The organism is Streptomyces cyaneofuscatus, assembly GCF_000718135.1.
GTDB lineage: Bacteria > Actinomycetota > Actinomycetes > Streptomycetales > Streptomycetaceae > Streptomyces > Streptomyces cyaneofuscatus.
The window spans coordinates 102,516-123,601 of sequence record NZ_JOEM01000013.1; the positions used below are offsets into that span (position 1 = coordinate 102,516).

The following is a 21,086-nucleotide window of genomic DNA, read 5'->3' on the forward strand; positions in this document are numbered from 1 at the left end:
ACGGCCGGGCGCGGGCTCGTCCACGTACGCTCCGAACGTACCGGCGACTGCCAGCCCCGTCCCCTGCGCCTGTCCGGGCGACCCGCTCACCCCCTTACCTCCCAAAACGGGTCCAATTGCCGTAAACGGTCCTACGGTGGCCGAGTGACCGAGCCGCCAGAAGACCCCGCAGCCCCCGCCGCAGCCGAGCCCCGTCCCCCCAGTGGTCCCGCGGGCGCTCTCGCCGACGGTTCCGGTTCCGGGGGCGAGGTCCCCGGCGGTTCCGGGGGCGCGACCCACGGCGACTCCGCCGACGCGTCCCCCGCCGCCACCGGCCCCCGCTCCGTCACCGCCCGGGCGACCCTGGCCGGAGTGGTGGTCTCCGCTCTGCTGATCCTCGCGATCGTGCTCGGCAGCCGTATGCTGCGCAACTTCGACTCGGCGCTCCTTCCCTACGCCGTGGCCACGGTCTTCCTCGCCTTCGGTGTCGCCTACCGCTACACGGTCTGGCTCTCCGCCCCCGGCGCCCGACGCCTCTTCAGACAGGGCTGGCGCAGCCTCTTCTCGTACGAGAACTTCCGTCAGGCCCCCACCGCCCTGCCGAAGATGATCGCCACCTACCTCGGCTTCCAGAAGTTCCTCGGCGCCCGGTCCCACGCCCGCTGGGCAGCTCACCAGCTGATCTTCTGGGGCTGCATCCTCGCCGCCCTGATCACCTTCCCGCTCACCTGGGGCTGGTTCACCTTCACCTCCGGCAGCGGCTCAGGACCCGGCTACGAGATGCGGATCTGGGGCATCAAGATCCTCGGCTTCGACTCGCTCTCCGTCCTCGGCTGGCTGATGTTCCACGGCCTCGACATCGCCGCCGTCCTCGTCATCCCCGGCGCCTCCTACTTCCTGTGGCGCCGGATGAAGGACCGCGGCGCCTCGACCGGCCAGCGCTTCGCCTACGACCTGGTGCCGCTGATCGCGCTGATCGTCATCTCCGTGACCGGGCTGCTGCTCACCTTCTCCTCGATCTTCCTGCACGGCGGCGGCTACCAGTTCCTGGCGATCCTCCACATGGTCTCGGTGGTCTTCACTCTCATCTACATCCCGTTCGGCAAGTTCTTCCACATCGTCCAGCGCCCGGCCGCGGTCGGCATGCAGCTGTTCAAGTACACCGGCCGCCAGGACGACCAGGTCTTCGCCTGCCGCCGCTGCGAGGAACCCATCGACACCGGCCCGTACGTCGAGAACCTGCGCGGCACCATGCGCGACCTCCGGCTCGACTTCGACGCCTGGGCCGAGTACTGCCCGCGCTGCAAGCGGGTGCTGCGCGGCAGCGCCTACCTCTCCCATGTGAAGAAGGGCTTCAAGTGACCGCGGAACCGCGAGCCACCGCCGACCGCCGCACCTTCATCCCGCTCGACCCCTCCCTCGCCCCGCCCGGCACCCGCGCCTTCCGCGACGCGGGCGGTATCCCGGCCGACCAGTGGCACGCCGACCAGAACGGCGAGACGCTCGTGCCCACCCACTGCTGCTTCTGCGGCGTCCAGTGCGGGATGTATCTGCGCGTGGACCGCGGCGGCAAGGTCTTCGGCGTCGAACCCCGCAACCACGACATCAACCGGATGCGGCTCTGCCCCAAGGGCATCAACGCCTACCAGCAGGTCAACCACCCCGACCGGCTCACCGCCCCGCTGATGCGCCGCTCCCGCGACGAGGAGTTCCGGGAGGTCTCCTGGGAGGAGGCGCTCGACTTCACCGTCGCCGAGGTCAAGCGCATCCAGCAGACGTACGGCAACGACGCCTTCGGGCTGCTCGGCGGCGCCAGCCTCTTCTCCGAGAAGACGTATCTGGTGGGCAAGTTCGCCCGGGTCGCCCTCAAGTCCCGGCACGTCGACTACAACGGCCGCCTCTGCATGGTCAGCGCGGCGGGCGCCAACAAGCTCGCCTTCGGCATCGACCGGGCCGGCAACCCCTTCTCCGACATCCTCCTCACCGACTGCCTGCTCATCGCAGGGTCCAACGTCGGCGAGTGCTTCCCCGTGATGACCCAGTACGTCTGGGGAGCCCGGGACCGCGGGGCGAGCCTCATCGTCATCGACCCGCGCGAGACCGCCATCGCCCGGACCGCCGACATCCACGTCGCCCTCAAGCCCGGCACCGACTCGGCCTTCTTCACCTCCGTACTGAACGTCGTCATCGCCGAAGGGCTCACCGACGAGAACTTCCTCGCCGCCCACGCCACCGGCTGGGAGGAGGTCAAGGCCAAGGCGGCCGAGTACCCGCCGTCCCGCGCCGCCAAGATCTGCGGTGTCCCCGCCGAACAGATCGTCCAGGTCGCCCGCACCTTCGCCCGCGCGCCGAAGGCCATGGCCTGGCACGCCCGGGGCATCGAACACCACTCGCAGGGCGTCGAGAACTGCCTCTCCGTGATCAGCCTCTGCGCCGCCACCGGCCACATCGGCAAGCCCGGCGCCGGATACGGCACCCTCACCGGCCAGGGCAACGGGCAGGGCGGCCGCGAGCACGGCCAGAAGTCCGACCTCCTCCCGGGCGGCCGCTCCATCACCAACCCCGAGCACCGCCGTCAGATCTGCGAGATCTGGGGCATCGAGGAGTCCGAACTCCCGCCCGCCGGGACCTCCATGATGGAGATGGTCTGGCAGATGCAGCGCCGCGAGATCCGTGGCCTGATCGGCATCTGCAACAACCCCTTCGTCTCCCTCCCCAACTACCAAGTGGTCAAGGAGGGGTACGACGCCACCGAGTTCCACGCCCAGTTCGACTTCTTCCTCTCCGAGACCGCCGCCAACGCGCATGTCGTCTTCCCCGTCACCACCTGGGCCGAGGACGAAGGGGTGATGGCCAACGCCGAGGCTCGCGTGGTCAAGCACAACAAGGCCCAGGACCCGCCCCCCGGCGTCCGCACCGACACCTGGGTGATGTGCGAACTCGCCCGCCGCCTCGGCGCCGGGGACAAGTTCGACTTCCCCGACTCCCGGTCGGTCTTCGAGGAACTGCGCACCGCCTCCGCCGGCACCGTCAACGACTACTACGGCATCACCTACGAACGGCTGGAGGAGACCGGCGGCATCGCCTGGCCCTGCCCCACCACCGACCACCCCGGGACCCCGCGCCTCTTCGAGGACGGGAGGACCTATCATCCCGACGGCAGGATCCACCTCCAGGTCGTCGAGTGGCACCCGCCGATGGACCCGTACGACGACGAGCACCCCATGTCGCTCACCACCGGCCGGACCGTGGCCCACTTCCTCTCCGGCAACCAGACCCGCAGGCTCGGCGCCCTCGTCGAACAGACCCCGCGCCCCTGGGCCGAGATCCACCCCTCCCACGGCTTCCGCAACGGCGAGCCCGTACGGGTCGTGACCCGGCGTGGCAGCGAGGTCTTCCCCGCCCTGGTCACCGAGGCGATCCGCCCCGACACCGTCTTCATCCCCTACCACTGGCCCGTCCCCACCGCGGCCAACGCCCTCACCATCGACGCCCTCGACCCGCGCTCCAAGATCCCCGAGTACAAGGTCTGCGCCTGCCGCATCGAGCACGCCGACCGGATCGACGAGGTCCCCGCACCCCCGGTCGCTCCCGGTCATGTCGCCTACCCGGAGACTCAGGTCTCCCGTACCGACCCGCTGCCTCCCACGTCCCCCCAGGGCCGTGGCACCTCGGAGAGGAGCTGAGTCCCCATGATGGGCCGCACGATCTTCATCGACCCGGGGCGCTGCATCGGCTGCCAGGCCTGTGTCTCCGCCTGCCGCGAATGCGACTCGCACCGCGGCAAATCGATGATCCATCTCGACTACACCGACGAGGGCCACTCCGTCGCCTCCCTTCCCACCGTCTGCATGCACTGCGAGGACCCGGTCGCCCCCTGCGCCGAGGTCTGCCCCGCCGACGCGATCCTGGTGACCGCCGACGGGGTGGTGCAGCAGGCCGACACCACCCGCTGCATCGGCTGCGCCAACTGCGTCAACGCCTGCCCCTTCGGCGTCCCGAAGATCGACCTCGGGGCGAAGCTCCAGCTGAAGTGCAACCTCTGCTACGACCGCACCGCGTACGGCCTCGCCCCCATGTGCGCCACCGTCTGCCCGACCGGGGCGCTCTTCTACGGGACTGTCGAGGAGCTTCAGGCCGAGCGCCCCGGCGTCCAGGTCGCCGACACCTTCGTCTTCGACGAGACCGAGGTCCGTACCGGCGTGGCCATGGTCGTCCCCGCCGAGAAGGTGCAGTGGCCGGTTCCCGGCGGGCTGCCCGTCGTCGAGATCAACGGGAAGGACGTCCGCCGATGAGCGTCACCGAACAGCAGCAGGGTGGCGACCACCCGGCCGGAGGGGACCCGCGCGAGGCGCTCCGGGACCGGTTCGCCGCCGACTCCCTCACCACCCGGCGCGACTACCTCCGGATCGTCACCACCGTCTCCGGCGGCCTCGCCGTCGGCGGCATCGGCGTCGCCGCCGGCATCCTGCACCGCCACGGCGACGACGAGGACGGCAAGGCCCCCGAGGCGAAACGCATCGCCCAGCGGCTCCCGCCCGGTGAGTCCATCGCCTTCCGCTACCCGGGCGAGGAGGACCGGGCCGTCGCCGTCCGCCTCGACGACGGCACCCTCGTCGGCTACTCCGCCGTCTGCACCCACCTCGCCTGCGCCGTGCTCTGGCGCAAGGACCGGGGCCGGGAGGGCGAGCTGTACTGCCCCTGCCACGAGGGCGTCTTCGACGCCCGCTCCGGTGAGGTGACCGCCGGGCCGCCGCCACGCGGACTGCCGAAGGTCGTGGTCATCGAGGAGACCGACGGCAGTATCTGGGCCGTCGGGACCACCCGTTCCGGCGAGAGCGTCGAGGCGGGCCTCTGCCGCCAGCTCGGCGGCGAGCGCCCCGACCTCGCCGCCCGTATCGGCTGCCCCGACATCGGCGGTGGCGCCGAATCCCCGCCCCGGGCCCCGGGCCCCGCCGCCTCCGAGACCCCCGGCGGGCGGACATGACCGACGCCCCGCACCCCGAGCAGCCGCTGCCGCCCCCGGGCAGCCACTACCCGACGTACCACCCGGGCAGCGCCGACCCCGCGCTGAACCGGCCCGTCCACGAGCGGTATCCGCAGATCCGCCCCACCAGCGGCTACGGAGACCCGCGCGTCCGCCACACCGGGCCCGGCCCCGGCGCGGGCACCGACCAGGAACCCGAGCGCTCCGCGAAGCTGACCGCCCGCCTCGCCCTGGCGATGACCGTGGTCATCGGCCAGCTCTGGGGCCTGACCGTGCTGATCGACGAGTGGATGGAGGGCAACACCGGCACGGCCTGGTGGGGAGCCGGCTTCCTCTGCCTGTCGTTCCTCGTGGTGCTCGGCCTGTGGCTGATGGACCCGAAGGACCGCTGACGGCCGACAGGCCCGGCGGCGGCCCGCACCCCGCCGCCGGCCGCCGTACCCTGGAGGCATGAGTGCCGCCCCCGCCCCCGGTCCGCGAGACGCGAAGCAGCAGCAGCCGCAGGCACAGCCGTCGCAGGAACCGAAGCCGAAGCCCAAGCCGGTTCTGATCTTCGACGATCCGCTGGACCAGCAGTCCGCGGACGACACGGACCGGGGCTGGGGCGAGCGGCCCTCCGGCGGCTCAAGCGCCGCCGACCTCGCGCGCTTCCTCGACGAGAAGCCGCCCCACCACATCTGAACCGCCGGTCCCGATCGGCGGGCTACCGCTGCCCGTCCCGGCCCGGCAGCGTCCCCCCGCCCTCGCCCGGCCCATCGGCTCCGAACCCACCGGCACCCGCCGCGCCACCACCGCGCTGCGCGACCAGGGCGTCGCGGATCTCCTTGAGCACCTCCAGCTCGCTCACCTCCAGCGTCTCCTGCACGCCCTCCTTGGCGGCCTGCATCGCCGCCCGCCGGGCCAGGTACTTGGCCATCGGCAGCACCATCAGGAAGTACACGACCGCTGCGGTGATCAGGAAGCTGAGGGTGGCGCTGAGCACCGAGCCCCACAGGATCTCGATCCCGTCCATCTCGCCGGTGGCCGGGTCCGTGGTGCACGGGCCCCGGAGGCAGGAGCTGTAGTTGTCCAGGTCCTGCGTACCGAACGCGCCGACCAGGGGGTTGATGATGCCCTTGACGACGGCGTTCACGATGTTCGTGAACGCGGCCCCGATGACGACGGCCACCGCAAGGTCGATCACATTGCCGCGCATCAGGAAGGCTTTGAAGCCCTCCAGCAGACTGACCTTCTTCTCGCTCACAGGTGAGCCTTCTTTCGCATGTGCGGTGATGGGAGCAAACTGCTCCGCCACCTAAGGCGGGAGAAGGCAACACTGTCCAATCCGGTAATGCCCACGAGTGACTTGAGGGCGCGTCAGTTCCCATCGGACACCGCCAGCGCCAGCCGTCCCGAGGCGCCCGCGCCCAGCAGCACCGTGGCGGTGGACCGCTCCACGGACAGCATCACCAGAGCCCCCTCCGGCGCCGCGCCCGTGCCGATCACCTCGCCACCGCCGCCCCGGGGGCCGCCGTCATCGGCGACCCGCCCGGGAACTCGTGCCACCCGCACCCCGCGGGCCACCAGACGGGCATCGTCCCCCGCCTCGCCGACCGCGATCACATCGACGTGGTCACCCGGGCGCAACAGCCGTACGGTCGCCGCGTCCGCGATCCGCACCGGCGCCGAGACGAGCCGCGCCGACGGACGCCCGGACCCCGTCGCCGTACCGGACACGGCCGTACCGGACACGGCGGCGCTGTCCGAGGCGGCGGTGCCGGACCCGGCGGTCCCGGATGCGGCGCCGCCCAGGCCCGTCGTGGCCAGTGCCGCACCCGCCAGCGCGATCCCCGCGGCGATCGCACGCCGCTGTCTGCGCAGCATCCGCCGCAGCCGGTACGCCCCGCCGCCCCGCACCCGCAGTGGTGCGAACGGCCCCACCCCGCGGGGGGCGGGCGGCGGAGCCGGGGGCCGGGCGTGAAAAGGGGACGGGGGCATGGCGTCACCTGCAATCGGACGAGGGGAGTTCGGCCGGAGATCCCGGCCGAACTCCCCTCACGATCCACGGTCCGCACGCATCCCGCTGAGGCCTGTGGACAACCCCGGGATTGTGGACAACTCCGTCACCCGATCCGGTGGCCCGGCCGCCGTGACCTGCCGCTACGGCCGCCGTGACCCACCTCTACGGCCGCCGTGACCCACCTCTACGGCAGCGCGACCCGCCCTACGGCAGCGCGACCCCCGTGTCGATCCCGTCCAGCGCGTGCGCGCAGGTGCAGTTGCGGGCGCCCGTGTCCGGCAGCCCGCCCACCGCGTCGAACAGCACCGACCGCAGCCGGTCCACGTTGGCCGCGAACACCTGGAGCACCTCCTCGTGGGAGACGCCCTCACCCGCCTCGGCGCCCGCGTCCAGGTCGGTCACCAGGGTCATCGTCGTGTAGCAGAGCCCCAGTTCGCGGGCGAGCACCGCTTCCGGATGCCCGGTCATCCCGACCACCGACCAGCCCATCGCCGCGTGCCAGCGGGATTCCGCGCGGGTGGAGAAGCGCGGCCCCTCGACCACCACGAGGGTCCCGCCGTCCACCGGCTCCCAGCCGCGTCCGCGCGCCGCGGTGAGCGCGGCCTTCCGGCCCTCGGGGCAGTACGGGTCGGCGAAGCCCAGGTGCACGACGTTGGGTACGGTCCCGTCGGCCCGGGTCTCACCGTCGTAATAGGTCTGCACACGGGCCTTGGTGCGGTCCACCAGCTGGTCCGGGACGAGCAGGGTGCCCGGGCCGAACTCCGGTCGCAGCCCGCCGACCGCACAGGGGCCCAGCACCTGGCGGACCCCGACGGAGCGCAGTGCCCAGAGGTTGGCCCGGTAGTTGATGCGGTGGGGCGGCAGGTGGTGGCCGCGGCCGTGGCGGGGCAGGAAGGCCACCCGGCGGCCGCCGATCTCGCCGAGGAAGACCGAGTCGCTGGGCTTCCCGTAAGGGGTGTCCACGGAGACCTCGGTGACGTCCTCCAGGAAGGAGTAGAAGCCCGAGCCGCCGATGACTCCGATCTCCGCCCCCGGCGCCGTACCCGCGATGTCTGTGCCGGAGCTCGTGTCCGTATATGCGTTCACCATGCGGTCACCGTATCCGGGGGAGTGTGCGGAGCCGCGCCCGGGAAACGCACGGACCCCGCCGAGTGGATCGGCGGGGTCCGGTGAAGCGTGTGGGGCGTGCGGCGGCTCAGGCGGCCGACGAACCGCTCGACGACGAGGCCGGCGCGGGAGCCGACGACGAGGAGGAAGCGGAGGACGAGGACGACGACGAAGCGCTCGACTTCGTGTCCGAACCCGTCGACGTCGATGAGGACGACGAACCGGAGTCGGACGACTTCGAGGCCGACGTCGCCGGCGTGCTGCTCGACGAGGAGCCGCGGCTGTCGTTCCGGTAGAAACCGGAACCCTTGAAGACGATGCCGACCGCAGAGAACACCTTCTTCAGGCGTCCGTCGCAGCTCGGGCACACGGTCAGGGCATCATCGGTGAACTTCTGCACCGCCTCGAGGCCCTCGCCGCACTCGGTGCACTGGTACTGATAGGTCGGCACTTGCTCCTCCTGGCACTCTCACTCAATGAGTGCTAACGACGGTCCATACTGACGTATTCCGCGGGATCAGTCCACCATGACCGGCTCGCGGTGACCGATCCCACGTGCGACGGTCCGGCCCGCGGACCTCGGGGCCAGCCGTGAGCGCAGGGCCAGCAGGGTCGCCAGCGCCAGTACGGTACCGGCCAGCGGGACCAGGAACCCGGTGCTCGCACCGTGGGCGTCGGCGAGCTGCCCCGCCACGGTCACGGCGGCCGCCTGGCCGAGGGCCACGGCGCCCGTGAGCCAGGTGAAGGCCTCGGTGCGGGCGCCGGCGGGCACCAGCGACTCGACCAGCGTGTAGCCGCTGATCAGTGCCGGCGCGATGCAGAGGCCGACCAGCAGGCCGAGCCCGGCCAGCAGCGGGACGGAGTGCACGGCCCAGAGGCCGGACGCCATGAGGGTCAGGGCCATGTAGCCGACGACGAGGCGGCGCTGCGGGCTGCTCTTCCAGGCGATGGCGCCGCAGACGATGCCGGCCAGCATGTTGCCCGCCGCGAAGATCCCGTACAGCAGACCGTTGACGCCGGGGTGGCCGATCTCCTGGGAGAACGCCGTCAGCGAGACCTGCATGCCGCCGAAGACCGCGCCGATGCCCAGGAAGGCGACGACGAGGACCCGGACGCCGGGGACGGAGAGGGCCGAGGTGTGCGGCCGGTCCGCGGTGGCGGCGGGGCGGGGAGCGGGCTGGGTGGCGCGCTGCGCGGCGAAGAGCAGGCCGCCGACGAGGGTGAGGGCGGCCTCGGTGATCAGCCCGGCCGCCGGGTGCACGCCGGTGCACAGCGCGGTCGCGATGACCGGTCCGAGGACGAAGGTGAACTCGTCCGTCACCGACTCGAAGGCGGCGGCGGTGGACATCAGCGGGGAGGCGGGCCGGTCCGGGGTGGCCCCCAGCATCGCGGCCCAGCGGGCGCGCACCATCGGGCCGATCTGCGGGACCGAGGCCCCGGTGGGCACCGCGGCGGCGAACAGCGCCCACAGGGGGGCGTCCGCGAGCGCCAGCGCGGTCAGGGCGCCGACGGAGACGGTGTGCAGCAGGACGCCGGGCAGCAGGACGGCCCGCTGGCCGAACCGGTCGGCGAGTTTGCCGCCCTGCGGGGCCACCAGCGCCATCGAGACGCCCGCGACGGCCGCGACGGCGCCCGCGGTTCCGTAGGAGCCGGTGGTGTGCTGCACGAGCAGCACGATGCCGATGGTCAGCATCGCGAAGGGCTGCCGTGCGGCGAAGCCCGGAAGGAGGAAGGTCCACGCACCGGGGGTGCGGAGCAGCTGCCCGTATCCGGGGCGGTCGGTGACCGTGTCTGCCACGGTCCTTGCCTTTCTGCTGCCTGGTAGCAGTGCTTCCCGGCGCCCTTGTGGGGCGGGCCGGACGGAAGCGGCCGAGAGCTGTCCTCTTCGCGCGGAACTGCGGTAGATGCCGGGCGACTCGCTGCCATCGGCGAAGAAACGCCGGGCTATGAGGCACCACGACCGCCATACGGTCGCGCCAGCTCTGCATCAGACAGAGTTGGTCGATCAGTGTGCCTTTCATCGTACAGGCAGGAAGCCCTGTGCGCCTGTGAATGCGCACAGGACTTGTTGGTGAGCCTGTGATCCGCGTCCTATGAGCGACGCGCGTTCGTACCGCCTGTGGTGGGGGCGTCGTCGGCCGGTCCGAGCTTCTTGACGGGCCGGACCGGTTTGACGGCCTGCCGGACGGCGGATCCGCCCGCCGTCGAGGGCTTCGCGAGCCTGGGAGGTGCGGGACGGCCCGGCGTACCGGACACCGTGCCCGTACCCAGCCAGCCGGCCAGCTTGCCCCCCTCGCCGACCGCCCGGAGCCGGGCCTCGGCCTTGTCGCGCACCGGGTCGGTCGCCACCACGAGCAGCTCGTCGCCGCGCCGCAGGACCGTGGTGGGGGAGGGCACGAAGCTCTCCTCCTGGCGGACCACCAGGGTGACCGCGGCCCCGGCCGGGAGCCGGAGCTCGCCGACCTCGACGCCGTGCATCTTGGACTTCTCGGGGATGTCGACCGACAGCAGGTGGCCGCGCAGCCGCTCCAGCGGGGCGGACTCGACGCCCAGGTCGTCGGCCTCGGCATCGTCGTCGGCGATCTTCAGCTTGGCCGCGACCCAGGGCAGGGTCGGGCCCTGGATCAGCGTGTAGACGATGACGAGGACGAAGACGATGTTGAAGATCCGGGTGCTGCCCTCCACCCCGGAGACCATCGGAATGGTCGCCAGGATGATGGGCACGGCCCCGCGCAGCCCGGCCCACGACATCAGGACCTTCTCGCGGGCCGGCAGCCGGAACGGCGCCAGGCTGAGGAAGACCGACAGCGGCCGGGCCACCATCGTCAGCACCAGACCCACCACGACGGCTGGCCAGAAGTCGTCGACCAGGTCGTGCGGGGTGACCAGCAGGCCGAGCAGCACGAACATGCCGATCTGGGCCAGCCAGCCCAGCCCGTCGGCGAAGCCGCGGGTGGCGGGCCAGTGCGGCAGCTTGGAGTTGCCGAGGATCATGGCCGCCAGGTAGACCGCGAGGAACCCGCTGCCGTGGGCCATGGCGCCCGCCGCGTACGCCATCACGGCGATGGCCATGACGGCGATCGGGTAGAGGCCGGAGGCGGGCAGGGCGACATGGCGCAGCCCCAGGGCCCCCAGCCAGCCCACGGTGATGCCGATGGCGGCGCCGATGGCCAGCTCCAGGGCGATCTCGCCGATCAGGAGATACCAGTGCTCCACCGGGCCGACGGCGGAGAACGCGACGACGAGGATGACCACGGGGGCGTCGTTGAAGCCGGACTCGGCCTCCAGGACACCGGTGATCCGGGACGGCAGCGGCACGCGGCGCAGCACGGAGAAGACGGCCGCGGCATCGGTGGAGGAGACGACCGCGCCGATGATGAGGGCCTGGCGCCAGTCCAGGCCGACGAGATAGTGCGCGGCCGAGGCCGTGATGCCCACGCTGATGCCGACGCCGACGGTGGAGACCACCGCGGCCGCGGGCAGGACGGGGCGGACCTCTTTCCACTTCGCCCCGAGTCCGCCCTCGGCCAGGATGACGACCAGGGCGGCGTAGCCGATCACCTGGGTCAGCTCGGCGTTGTCGAACTTGACGTCGAAGATGCCGTCCTGCCCCAGGGCGATCCCGATACCGAGATACAGGAGCAGGCTGGGGAGCCCGCTGCGCGAGGAGATCCGTACCGCCGCCACGGCGACGAGCAGGACGAGCGAGCAGACGAGCAGGAGTTCGTTGAGCGCGTGGACAGTCAGGGTCCGTTCCTTCCCTGCGTGCGCCTGCCGGATCGACCTCCGGCAGCCAGTTACTTCGTTACCTTACCTAATCTTTAACGTCTTCTTGACGGCTTCCGCGTTCACTTCGAAGCTTCGCGCGTTCGTACGAGGAACACGCAAATGGATGCATCCCCATACCGCGTCCGAGTGGCTTCCCGGCTGCGCCTATGGTTGCTCCTGCACTCCCAGGACCACCCTGCCCCTCGAAGGACAGCGATGCCCGCCAATACAACCGACTCTTCCGGCCCTTCCGACGACGCGAAGAAGCCCGGCAAGAAGAAGGGGCGCCGCGTCCGCCTCCTTCTGCTCGTCCTGGTGCTGGCGCTCGTCGCGGGTGTCGGGTTCGGCGCCTACTGGTCCGTCTCCACCGTGCGGGCCTCGTACCCCCAGACCACCGGAACGATCACCCTTGACGGACTGTCCGGTGACGTCGAGGTCAAACGGGACTCCTACGGGATCCCGCAGATCTACGCGGACTCCGACGCCGACCTCTTCCGCGCCCAGGGCTTCGTCCAGGCCCAGGACCGCTTCTGGGAGATGGACGTCCGGCGTCATCTGACGGCGGGCCGGCTCTCCGAGATGTTCGGCTCCGGCCAGGTCGAGACCGACTCCTTCCTGCGCACGCTCGGCTGGCGGAAGGTCGCTCAGGAGGAGTACGACAAGGTCCTGGACGAGGACACCAAGAAGAACCTCCAGTCGTACGCGGACGGTGTCAACGCCTACCTGAAGGGCAAGGACGGCCGGGACATCTCCGTCGAGTACGCGGCGCTCGGGCTGACCAACGACTACAAGCCCGGCGCGTGGACCCCGGTCGACTCGGTCGCCTGGCTCAAGGCCATGGCCTGGGACCTGCGCGGCAACATGCAGGACGAGATCGACCGTTCGCTGCTGACCAGCCGGCTCGACGGCGGCCAGATCAAGGACCTGTACCCGGACTACCCGTACGGCACCCACAAGCCGATCGTCGACCGGGGGGCGATCTCCCCGGTCACCGGGAAGTACGACCTGGACGCCGCCCCGTCGGGCGACATCGGCTCGCAGACCGCGCTGGGCGCCACCGAGGGCCTGAACACCCAGCTCTCCGCGCTCTCCGACACCCTGGACAAGATCCCCGCGCTGCTCGGCCCGAACGGCAACGGCATCGGATCGAACTCCTGGGTCGTCGGCGGCGCCCACACGACCACCGGCAAGGCGCTGCTCGCCAACGACCCGCACCTGGCGCCGATGCTGCCCTCCCTCTGGTACCAGATGGGGCTGCACTGCCGGCAGCTTTCCAAGACCTGCCAGTACGACACCGCGGGCTACACCTTCTCCGGCATGCCCGGTGTGATCATCGGCCACAACCAGGACATCGCCTGGGGCCTCACCAACCTCGGCGCCGACGTCACCGACCTCTTCCTGGAGAAGGTCTCCGGCGACGGCTACCTCTACGACAACGCGGTGAAGCCGTTCACCACCCGCGAGGAGACCATCAAGGTCGCCGGCGGCCGGGACCGGAAGATCACCGTCCGCGAGACGAACAACGGACCCCTGGTCTCCGACCGCAGCAAGGAACTGGACAAGGTCGGCCAGAAGGCGCCCGTCTCCAACGCCGCCCCCGACCGTGCCGACGGGTACGCGGTCGCGCTGAGGTGGACCGCCCTGAAGCCGGGCAAGTCCATGGACGCGGTCTTCGCGATCAACCGGGCCAAGGACTTCACCACCTTCCGGGCGGCCGCCCGCAACTTCGAGGTCCCCTCGCAGAACCTCATCTACGCCGACACCCAGGGCAACATCGGCTACCAGGCGCCGGGCACGATCCCGGTCCGCCTCAAGGGCGACGGCACGCTGCCCAGCCCCGGCTGGGACCCGGCGTACGGCTGGGCGAAGGACCCGATCCCCTTCGACGAGCTGCCCTACGAGTACAACCCGAAGCGCGGCTACATCGTCACCGCCAACCAGGCCGTGATCGACGAGAGCAAGTACCCCCACCTGCTGACCAAGGACTGGGGCTACGGCGCCCGCAGCCAGCGGATCAACGACCTCCTCGCCGACAAGATCAAGGGCGGCGAGAAGGTCTCGACCGACGACATGCAGAAGCTGCAGATGGACAACACCAGCGAGATCGCCGCGCTGCTGGTGCCCGAGCTGCTGAAGATCAACATCTCCGACCCGAGCGTGCGTGAGGCGCAGAAGCTGCTGGAGGGCTGGGACTACACCCAGGAGTCCGACTCGGCCGCCGCCGCGTACTTCAACGGCGTCTGGCGCAATATCCTCAAGCTCGCCTTCGGCAACAAGCTCCCCAAGGAGCTGCGGGTCAAGGGCGACTGCATCAACGTGCCGCCGGCCAAGAACAGCGGCCCGGCCGACCAGCAGAAGAAGCTGGTGCGCGAGTGCGGCCAGCGCGACGGCGACACCGCGCAGCCGGACGGCGGCGACCGCTGGTTCCAGGTGGTCCGCGACATCGTCGAGGACCAGGACAACGAGTGGTGGAAGGCGCCCGCCAGGGGCCGCGAGGACGCGCTGGAGGGCCGGGACGACGTCTTCGCCCAGGCGATGCACGACGCGCGCTGGGAGCTGACCTCCAAGCTCGGCAAGGACATCTCCACCTGGAGCTGGGGCCGGCTGCACCGGCTGATGCTGAAGAACCAGACCCTCGGCACCGAAGGGCCCGATCTGCTCCAGCGGGCGCTCAACCGCGGGCCCTGGAACCTCGGCGGCGGCGAGGCGACGGTCAACGCCACCGGCTGGAACGCGGCGAGCGGCTACGAGGTGATCTGGGTGCCGTCGATGCGGATGGTCGTCAACGTGGGGGACTGGGACAAGTCCCGCTGGATCAACCTCACCGGCGCCTCCGGGCACGCGTTCAGCGCGCACTACACCGACCAGACCGACAAGTGGTCCAACGGTGAACTGCTCGACTGGTCCTACGGTACGGACGCGGTCGACGCGTCCACCGTCGACACGCTGACGCTGAAGCCCTAGAGCATCCCTGGCGCTTGACCGGCCGTCAGGCGGTGAAGCGCCGCGCTCCGGCCGGGGTGACCACGGCATCCACGGGGTGGTCGTGCGGTTCCACAGGGACCCGCGCGACCACCTCGTTGTCGTACAGGAGCACGATGAGCGCCGGATCGGCCCCGGCCGCCGAGAGCCGGGCCAGCACCCGGTCGTAGCTGCCGCCGCCGCGCCCCAGCCGCATGCCCGCCCCGTCCACGGCCAGCCCGGGCAGCAGGACCGCCTCCGCCTCAACGACGGCGGCGGGGCCGAGCCGGGGCCCGTCCGGCTCCAGGAGCCCGCGCCCGGCGGGCAGCAGGTGCTCCGCGCCCTGGTACACGGCCCAGTCCAGGTCGTTGTCCGGCAGGAGCACCGGGAGCAGCACCCGTACGCCGCGCTCGCGCAGTGCGTCCAGCAGGGCCCGGGTCCCCGGTTCGCGCCCCACGGAGACATAGGCGGCGACCGTTCGGGCGTCAGCCAGTTCGGGGAGCGCCGATGCGCCGGCCGCGAGAACCGCGGCGGCCTCCGTGACGTCCTCCTTGGTCAGGAGGGCGCGTGCGGCGAGGAGTTCACGCCTCAGAGAGGCTTTCGCAGGCACCTTTACAGATCGCTTTCCGGACTTGTCGGGGTTCAATAGAGACTCGCACGGTTCTCGTATGGGCATATTTAAGGGCAAAGTTAACCGGATGCTCATCTTCCGGGTGTGTGCACCCGTTAAGGTTCTGCGCATGACTCAGTCGTCGCCTTCCAGGATCAGCAAGGCTGTCATCCCGGCAGCAGGTCTCGGCACCCGCTTCCTGCCCGCCACGAAGGCCACTCCCAAAGAGATGCTGCCTGTCGTCGACAAGCCGGCCATCCAGTATGTCGTCGAAGAAGCCGTCGCGGCGGGCCTCTCCGACGTACTGATGATCACCGGTCGGAACAAGCGTCCTCTGGAGGACCATTTCGACCGCAACTACGAACTGGAGTCCGCGCTCACCCGTAAGGGAGACGCCGAACGCCTCTCCAAGGTCCAGGAGTCCAGCGACCTGGCCACCATGCACTACGTGCGCCAGGGCGACCCGCGCGGCCTCGGCCACGCCGTGCTGTGCGCCGCCCCGCACGTGGGCGACCAGCCCTTCGCGGTGCTCCTCGGCGACGACCTGATCGACCCGCGCGACCCCCTGCTGGCCCGCATGGTGGAGATCCAGGAGCGCGAGGGCGGCAGTGTCGTCGCGCTGATGGAGGTCGACCCCTCCCAGGTCCACCTCTACGGCTGCGCGGCCGCGGACACCACCGTCGACAGCGACGTCGTCCGGGTCACCGGCCTGATCGAGAAGCCCGAGCCGGCCGACGCGCCCAGCAATCTCGCCGTCATCGGCCGGTACGTCCTGGACCCCGCGATCTTCGACATACTGCGGCACACCGAGCCGGGCCGCGGCGGCGAGATCCAGCTCACCGACGCCCTCCAGCTGCTCGCCGCGGACGAGAAGATCGGCGGCCCCGTGCACGGCGTCGTCTTCAAGGGCCGCCGCTACGACACCGGTGACCGGAGCGACTATCTGCGTGCCATTGTCAGACTGGCGTGCGAACGTGAAGATCTGGGACCGGACTTCCGGACCTGGCTCCGTCAGTACGTCACCGAGGAGATGTAACCCCGTGAGCAGCACGATCTGGTCGGTGGACGAGCACCTGGACGACATCCTCGCCACGGTGAGGCCGCTCGAACCCATCGAACTGCAGCTGCCCGACGCCCAGGGCTGCGTCCTGGTGAAGGACGTCGTCGTGGAGGTGGCCCTGCCGCCCTTCGACAACAGCTCCATGGACGGGTACGCGGTGCGGATCGCCGATATCGAGGGGGCCAGCGAGGAGTTCCCCGCCGTCCTCACGGTCATTGGTGACGTCGCCGCGGGCAGCGCCGGGCTCGACGGCGACCAGGTCGTGGGGCCGGGACAGGCCGCCCGCATCATGACGGGCGCCCCGCTGCCCGCCGGAGCGGAGGCCGTGGTCCCGGTCGAATGGACGGACGGCGGTACGGGCGAGGGCCCGGCCGCCACCATGCGCGCCCACTCCGACGCCCCGGAGGGAGCCACCGGCGAGGTCCGCGTCCACCGGTCCGTCGAGGCCGGCGCCCATGTCCGCGAGCGCGGGAGCGACGTCAAGCCGGGCGATCTGGCCCTGCGCGCCGGGTCGATCGTCGGCCCGCCGCAGATCGGGCTGCTCGCCGCGATCGGCCGCTCCACCGTCGTCGTACGCCCCCGCCCGCGCGTCGTCGTCCTCTCCACCGGCAGCGAACTGGTCCAGCCGGGCGAGGAGCTGACGGGCGGCCAGATCTACGACTCCAACAGCTTCGCGCTGACGGCCGCCGCACGCGACGCCGGAGCCATCGCCTACCGGGTCGGCGCGGTCACCGATGATGCCGAGACCCTGCGCGCCACGATCGAGGACCAGCTGATCCGCGCGGACATCATCGTCACCACGGGCGGCGTCAGCGTCGGCGCGTACGACGTGGTCAGGGAGGCGCTCTCCTCCGTCGGCGACGAGGACGAGCCGGGCAGCGGGATCGACTTCCGCAAGCTCGCCATGCAGCCGGGCAAGCCGCAGGGCTTCGGCTCGATCGGCCCCGACCACACCCCGCTGCTGGCCCTGCCCGGCAACCCGGTCTCCAGCTACGTCTCCTTCGAGCTGTTCGTCCGCCCCGCCATCCGCGCCCTGATGGGCCGCACGGACGACCTCCACCGCCCCACCGTCCGGGCCGTCCTGAAGGTCGACAAGGCGCTCACCTCGCCCGCCGGCCGCCGCCAGTTCCTGCGCGGTACGTACGACGAGGAGGCGCGCACGGTCACCCCCGTCGGCGGCTCCGGATCGCATCTGATCGCCGCTCTCGCCCAGGCGGACGCGCTGATCGTGCTGCCCGAGGACACCACCTCCGCCGAGCCCGGCACGGAGACGGACGTGATCCTGCTCCGCTGACCGCCGCCCGGTGGCGGTACGGTATCTGCCGCCGTGCCTTCCGGAGGACCCCCTCCGGGACCGGGCCGATCGGTGCCCCTACCGCTGGGTGGAGTGAGTTGAGTACGCAGAACAGGCTGACGCACATCGACGAGGCGGGTGCGGCCCGCATGGTCGACGTGTCCGAGAAGGACGTCACGGCGCGCGTCGCCCGCGCCAGCGGCCGGGTCCTCGTCTCGCCGCGCGTCATCGAGCTGCTCCGGGGCGAGGGCGTCCCCAAGGGCGACGCCCTCGCCACCGCGCGGATCGCCGGGATCATGGGGGCCAAGCGCACCCCCGACCTCATCCCCCTCTGCCATCCGCTGGCCGTCTCCGGGGTGAACGTCGACCTGAGCGTGGCCGACGACGCGGTGGAGATCACGGCCACCGTGAAGACGACCGACCGCACGGGCGTCGAGATGGAGGCCCTGACGGCGGTGTCCGTGGCGGCCCTCACGGTGATCGACATGGTCAAGGCCGTCGACAAGAGCGCGGTCATCACCGACGTACGGGTCGAGGCGAAGTCGGGCGGCAAGTCCGGCGACTACCGGCGCACCGCGCCGGAGGGACCGGCGGGACCGGACGCGTGACGCCGCCCGAGCCCGGAGCCCCCGGCCACGGACACGTGACGCCGCCTGAGCCCACCGCAGCCCCCGGCCCCGAACAGCCCGCGCAGGCGCCGGAGCCCTCGGGCGCCGCGCTCCTCCAGTCGTACGCCGCTCTCGTCGTCACCGCCTCCAACCGGGCCTCCGCCGGGGTGTACGCGGACAAGGGCGGCCCCCTGATCGCCGAAGGGCTCACCGCCCTCGGCTTCGCGGTCGACGGACCGCAGGTCGTCCCCGACGGTGACCCGGTCGAGGCGGCCCTGCGCGCCGGAGTGGCCGCCGGGTACGACGTGATCGTCACCACCGGCGGTACGGGCATCTCACCCACCGACGCCACCCCCGAGGCGACCCGCCGCGTCCTGGACCACGAGATCCCCGGCATCCCCGAGGCGATCCGGGCCGAGGGGCTCGCCAAGGTCCCGACCGCCGCGCTCTCCCGGGGCCTCGCGGGCGTCGCCTCCGGCACCCTGATCGTCAACCTGCCCGGCTCCACCGGCGGGGTCCGCGACGGTCTCGCGGTCCTGTCCCGGCTCCTGGTGCACGCCGTCGACCAGCTCCGCGGCGGCGACCACCCCCGACCGGGGAGCCCGAGCTGAACATCGCGACCTGGCCGGTGACGCTGACCGACGGCGAGATCGTCCTGCGCCCGATAAAGATGCGCGACCAGCGGGTCTGGCGTGAGGTCAACCGGCGCAACCGCGACTGGCTGCGCCCCTGGGAGGCCACCGTCCCGCCGCCCGCGCCCGGCGGCCCGGTCGCCCAGCGGCCCACGTACCGGCAGATGGTCCGCCACCTGCGCGCCGAGGCGCACGCCGGGCGGATGCTGCCGTTCGCCATCGAGTACGAGGGCCGGCTCGTCGGCCAGCTCACCGTCGCGGGGATCACCTGGGGCTCGATGTGCTCGGGTCACATCGGCTACTGGGTCGACCAGGGCGTCGCCGGGCGGGGCGTGATGCCGACGGCCGTGGCGCTCGCCGTCGACCACTGCTTCCGCTCGGTGGGGCTGCACCGCATCGAGGTCTGCATCCGCCCGGAGAACGCGCCGAGCCGCCGGGTGGTGGAGAAGCTCGGGTTCCGCTCCGAGGGCGTGCGCCCGCGCTATCTGCACATCGACGGTGCCTGGCGGGACCACCTGATCTTCGCGCTCACGGCGGAGGAGGTGCCGGAGGGGATGCTCCGGCGCTGGCGCCGTACGCGGCCGGTGACGCCGCGGGGTCCGGGGGAGTCCGGCCAGTGGTCCGGGGAGTCCGGTAAATAAAATAAGTGTTCGAATTTGATCGACGGATGACAGCAATAGGTCGCACTATCGGTGACTGTTGATCCGATCAATCACAAAAAAAGTCCGTGATATCAGCCGGATCGTGCGACACACCGGGCCAATTGGCGGATGCCTCCGCGTAAACCCCTCTACGGTGTGAGCGTGAGCAGCAGCGGCCTCATCTACGCAGTCATCGTCGGGGCCTGGGCCGCCTACTTGGTGCCGATGTGGCTCCGCAGGCAGGACGAGCTCAACGAAGCCCGTCCGACGGAACGCTTCAGCACCGCCATCCGGCTGCTGTCCGGACGGGCGGCGATGGAGCGCCGGTACGCCAGGGAGCTGCGGGAGCGCACCGCCGAGGAGGCGGGGCCCGACGTCGACCCGGACGCCGAGACGGACCGTATGGATTCCGTCGACGTCCGGGCCTTTGCCGCGCCTCCGGCGCATACGGAAGCCAGGGTGCACGACCCGGCGCACGCTCCCGAGCGCGCCTCGGGCCCCCAGGCCCCCGACCGTCAGGCGCACGACAGGCGACCGGCACATCAGCCACCGGACCGTCAGCCGGCGGACCGCCAGGCCCCCGACCGTCAGCCCCCTGATCGCCAGGCGCACGACCGCCGACCCGGCGAGCGCCCCGCGCCTTCCGGCCCTCCGGCCCAGCGCCGCCCGCGCACCGGAGCCGCCGACGCCGAGCGGGCCCGGCGTGCCCAGCGCTCCCAGGTCCTGGCCCGGCGCAGACGGACGACGGTCGTGCTCTTCCTGGCCTTCACCCTCGGCGCGGTCGTGGCCGCGGTCGGCGGACTCGGCTTCCTCTGGGCGCCGGCCGTCCCCGCCGTCCTGCTGAGCACGTACATCGTGCATCTGCGCGCCCAGGAGCGGCGCCGGTTCGCGTTCACCATGGACCGCCGCCGGGCCGAGGTCGCGGCACAGCGCCTGCGCGAGAACCGCCCCCGCAGGCACCAGCCCGCCGCCTCCGCCTCCGCCGACCAGGACGACGACTCCGAAGCCCACCACCCGGAGCCGGAACCCACCCCCACGGTCTCCCCCCAGGAGGCCGGCCGTCGCGCCCTCGTCGAGCAGACGGACCACGCGGAGTGGGTGGACCAGCAGCGCGAACGCGGCCGGGTCCAGGGCGACAGCTGGGAGCCCGTCCCCGTACCGCTCCCCACCTATGTCACCGCCCCCGTCGCCCCCCGCGCCACCGGCGGCGTCGAGGTCGGCGACCCGGAGACCTGGAGCGCGGCCCGCTCCAGCACCGCCGAGCCCAGCCAGACCGGCACGTCGCACCCGACCACCCCCGCGGTGGACCCGGCGCCACGCCAGCGCACCACCCAGTCCCGCCGCACCCGCGACCGGGGCCGCACCCCCCTCTTCGACCAGTACGACGACGAGGACCGGCCGCGCGCGGCCAACGAGTGAGACCGGCGGAACCCCGGCGCC

Annotated in this window: 20 protein-coding genes; 13 read left to right on the forward strand and 7 right to left on the reverse strand. The window is 71.5% G+C overall.

All coding sequences use genetic code 11. The annotated features are described in order from the left end of the window. Positions 1 to 144 precede the first annotated feature (144 nt). The 6 genes from IF17_RS0121650 to IF17_RS0121675 are packed head-to-tail and all read left to right on the forward strand — an operon-like array spanning position 145 to position 5,647. The gene (locus tag IF17_RS0121650; RefSeq protein WP_030568413.1) at positions 145 to 1,341 is read left to right on the forward strand and encodes a hypothetical protein; all 1,197 of its coding nucleotides are present in this window, start codon (positions 145 to 147) and stop codon (positions 1,339 to 1,341) included. Continuing rightward, the gene (locus IF17_RS0121655) at positions 1,338 to 3,665 is read left to right on the forward strand and encodes a molybdopterin oxidoreductase family protein (protein WP_030568415.1); all 2,328 of its coding nucleotides are present in this window, start codon (positions 1,338 to 1,340) and stop codon (positions 3,663 to 3,665) included. Before IF17_RS0121650 ends, IF17_RS0121655 begins: the two co-directional genes overlap by 4 nt. 6 nt (positions 3,666 to 3,671) lie before the next feature. Continuing rightward, positions 3,672 to 4,274, forward strand: coding sequence for a 4Fe-4S dicluster domain-containing protein (locus IF17_RS0121660; RefSeq protein WP_030568417.1), 603 nt, complete (start codon positions 3,672 to 3,674; stop codon positions 4,272 to 4,274). Then, positions 4,271 to 4,966: a QcrA and Rieske domain-containing protein gene (locus IF17_RS0121665; RefSeq protein WP_030568419.1), complete on the forward strand. Its 696-nt coding sequence runs from the start codon at positions 4,271 to 4,273 to the stop codon at positions 4,964 to 4,966. The genes IF17_RS0121660 and IF17_RS0121665 overlap by 4 nt, the downstream gene beginning before the upstream one ends. After that, positions 4,963 to 5,358, forward strand: coding sequence for a hypothetical protein (locus IF17_RS0121670; protein ID WP_030568421.1), 396 nt, complete (start codon positions 4,963 to 4,965; stop codon positions 5,356 to 5,358). The genes IF17_RS0121665 and IF17_RS0121670 overlap by 4 nt, the downstream gene beginning before the upstream one ends. A 58-nt stretch (positions 5,359 to 5,416) precedes the next feature. Continuing rightward, positions 5,417 to 5,647: a hypothetical protein gene (locus IF17_RS0121675; RefSeq protein ID WP_030568423.1), complete on the forward strand. Its 231-nt coding sequence runs from the start codon at positions 5,417 to 5,419 to the stop codon at positions 5,645 to 5,647. A 22-nt stretch (positions 5,648 to 5,669) separates the two neighbouring features. On the opposite strand, the gene mscL is transcribed toward IF17_RS0121675, so the two are convergent. The 6 genes from mscL to IF17_RS0121705 all read right to left on the reverse strand — a co-directional run bounded on the left by mscL (position 5,670) and on the right by IF17_RS0121705 (position 11,759). Beyond that, entirely contained in the window at positions 5,670 to 6,209 is a 540-nt protein-coding gene (gene mscL, locus IF17_RS0121680; protein WP_030568425.1) for a large conductance mechanosensitive channel protein MscL, read from the reverse strand. 113 nt (positions 6,210 to 6,322) lie between these two features. Then, positions 6,323 to 6,943, reverse strand: a complete 621-nt coding sequence (locus IF17_RS0121685) for a hypothetical protein (RefSeq protein ID WP_030568427.1) — start codon at positions 6,941 to 6,943, stop codon at positions 6,323 to 6,325. 226 nt (positions 6,944 to 7,169) lie between these two features. Next, complete coding sequence (locus IF17_RS0121690; RefSeq protein ID WP_030568429.1) at positions 7,170 to 8,054, reverse strand: S-methyl-5'-thioadenosine phosphorylase; 885 nt, start codon at positions 8,052 to 8,054, stop codon at positions 7,170 to 7,172. Positions 8,055 to 8,160: 106 nt separating this feature from the next. Beyond that, entirely contained in the window at positions 8,161 to 8,523 is a 363-nt protein-coding gene (locus IF17_RS1000000137950; protein WP_030568431.1) for an FmdB family zinc ribbon protein, read from the reverse strand. A gap of 66 nt (positions 8,524 to 8,589) precedes the next feature. After that, the gene (locus IF17_RS0121700) at positions 8,590 to 9,870 is read right to left on the reverse strand and encodes an MFS transporter (RefSeq protein ID WP_030568433.1); all 1,281 of its coding nucleotides are present in this window, start codon (positions 9,868 to 9,870) and stop codon (positions 8,590 to 8,592) included. Positions 9,871 to 10,163: 293 nt separating this feature from the next. Next, complete coding sequence (locus IF17_RS0121705) at positions 10,164 to 11,759, reverse strand: potassium/proton antiporter (protein WP_030568435.1); 1,596 nt, start codon at positions 11,757 to 11,759, stop codon at positions 10,164 to 10,166. A 297-nt stretch (positions 11,760 to 12,056) separates the two neighbouring features. Here IF17_RS0121705 and IF17_RS0121710 point away from each other — a divergent pair, with 297 nt between their 5' ends. Beyond that, positions 12,057 to 14,804 (forward strand): penicillin acylase family protein, encoded by a 2,748-nt coding sequence (locus IF17_RS0121710; RefSeq protein ID WP_030568437.1) that lies wholly within the window; start codon positions 12,057 to 12,059, stop codon positions 14,802 to 14,804. Between the two features lie 25 nt (positions 14,805 to 14,829). Here the strand turns inward: IF17_RS0121710 and IF17_RS0121715 are convergent, their stop codons facing one another. Next, on the reverse strand, positions 14,830 to 15,447 hold the full coding sequence (locus IF17_RS0121715; RefSeq protein ID WP_030568439.1) for a 5-formyltetrahydrofolate cyclo-ligase: 618 nt from the start codon (positions 15,445 to 15,447) through the stop codon (positions 14,830 to 14,832). Positions 15,448 to 15,541: 94 nt separating this feature from the next. Here IF17_RS0121715 and galU point away from each other — a divergent pair, with 94 nt between their 5' ends. From galU to IF17_RS0121745, 6 genes are all read left to right on the forward strand, one after another. Further along, entirely contained in the window at positions 15,542 to 16,447 is a 906-nt protein-coding gene (gene galU, locus IF17_RS0121720; RefSeq protein ID WP_030568441.1) for a UTP--glucose-1-phosphate uridylyltransferase GalU, read from the forward strand. Between the two features lie 4 nt (positions 16,448 to 16,451). Further along, complete coding sequence (gene glp, locus IF17_RS0121725) at positions 16,452 to 17,765, forward strand: molybdotransferase-like divisome protein Glp (protein ID WP_030568443.1); 1,314 nt, start codon at positions 16,452 to 16,454, stop codon at positions 17,763 to 17,765. Between the two features lie 98 nt (positions 17,766 to 17,863). Beyond that, positions 17,864 to 18,373, forward strand: coding sequence for a cyclic pyranopterin monophosphate synthase MoaC (gene moaC, locus IF17_RS0121730; RefSeq protein ID WP_030568445.1), 510 nt, complete (start codon positions 17,864 to 17,866; stop codon positions 18,371 to 18,373). Then, on the forward strand, positions 18,370 to 18,984 hold the full coding sequence (locus IF17_RS01000000136615) for a MogA/MoaB family molybdenum cofactor biosynthesis protein (protein ID WP_076967312.1): 615 nt from the start codon (positions 18,370 to 18,372) through the stop codon (positions 18,982 to 18,984). The genes moaC and IF17_RS01000000136615 overlap by 4 nt, the downstream gene beginning before the upstream one ends. A 17-nt stretch (positions 18,985 to 19,001) precedes the next feature. Beyond that, positions 19,002 to 19,646, forward strand: a complete 645-nt coding sequence (locus IF17_RS0121740; RefSeq protein ID WP_018515757.1) for a GNAT family N-acetyltransferase — start codon at positions 19,002 to 19,004, stop codon at positions 19,644 to 19,646. A gap of 162 nt (positions 19,647 to 19,808) precedes the next feature. After that, a complete protein-coding gene (locus IF17_RS0121745; RefSeq protein ID WP_030568447.1) occupies positions 19,809 to 21,065 on the forward strand; it encodes a gephyrin-like molybdotransferase receptor GlpR in 1,257 nt (418 codons plus the stop codon). The last annotated feature ends 21 nt before the right edge of the window (positions 21,066 to 21,086 follow it).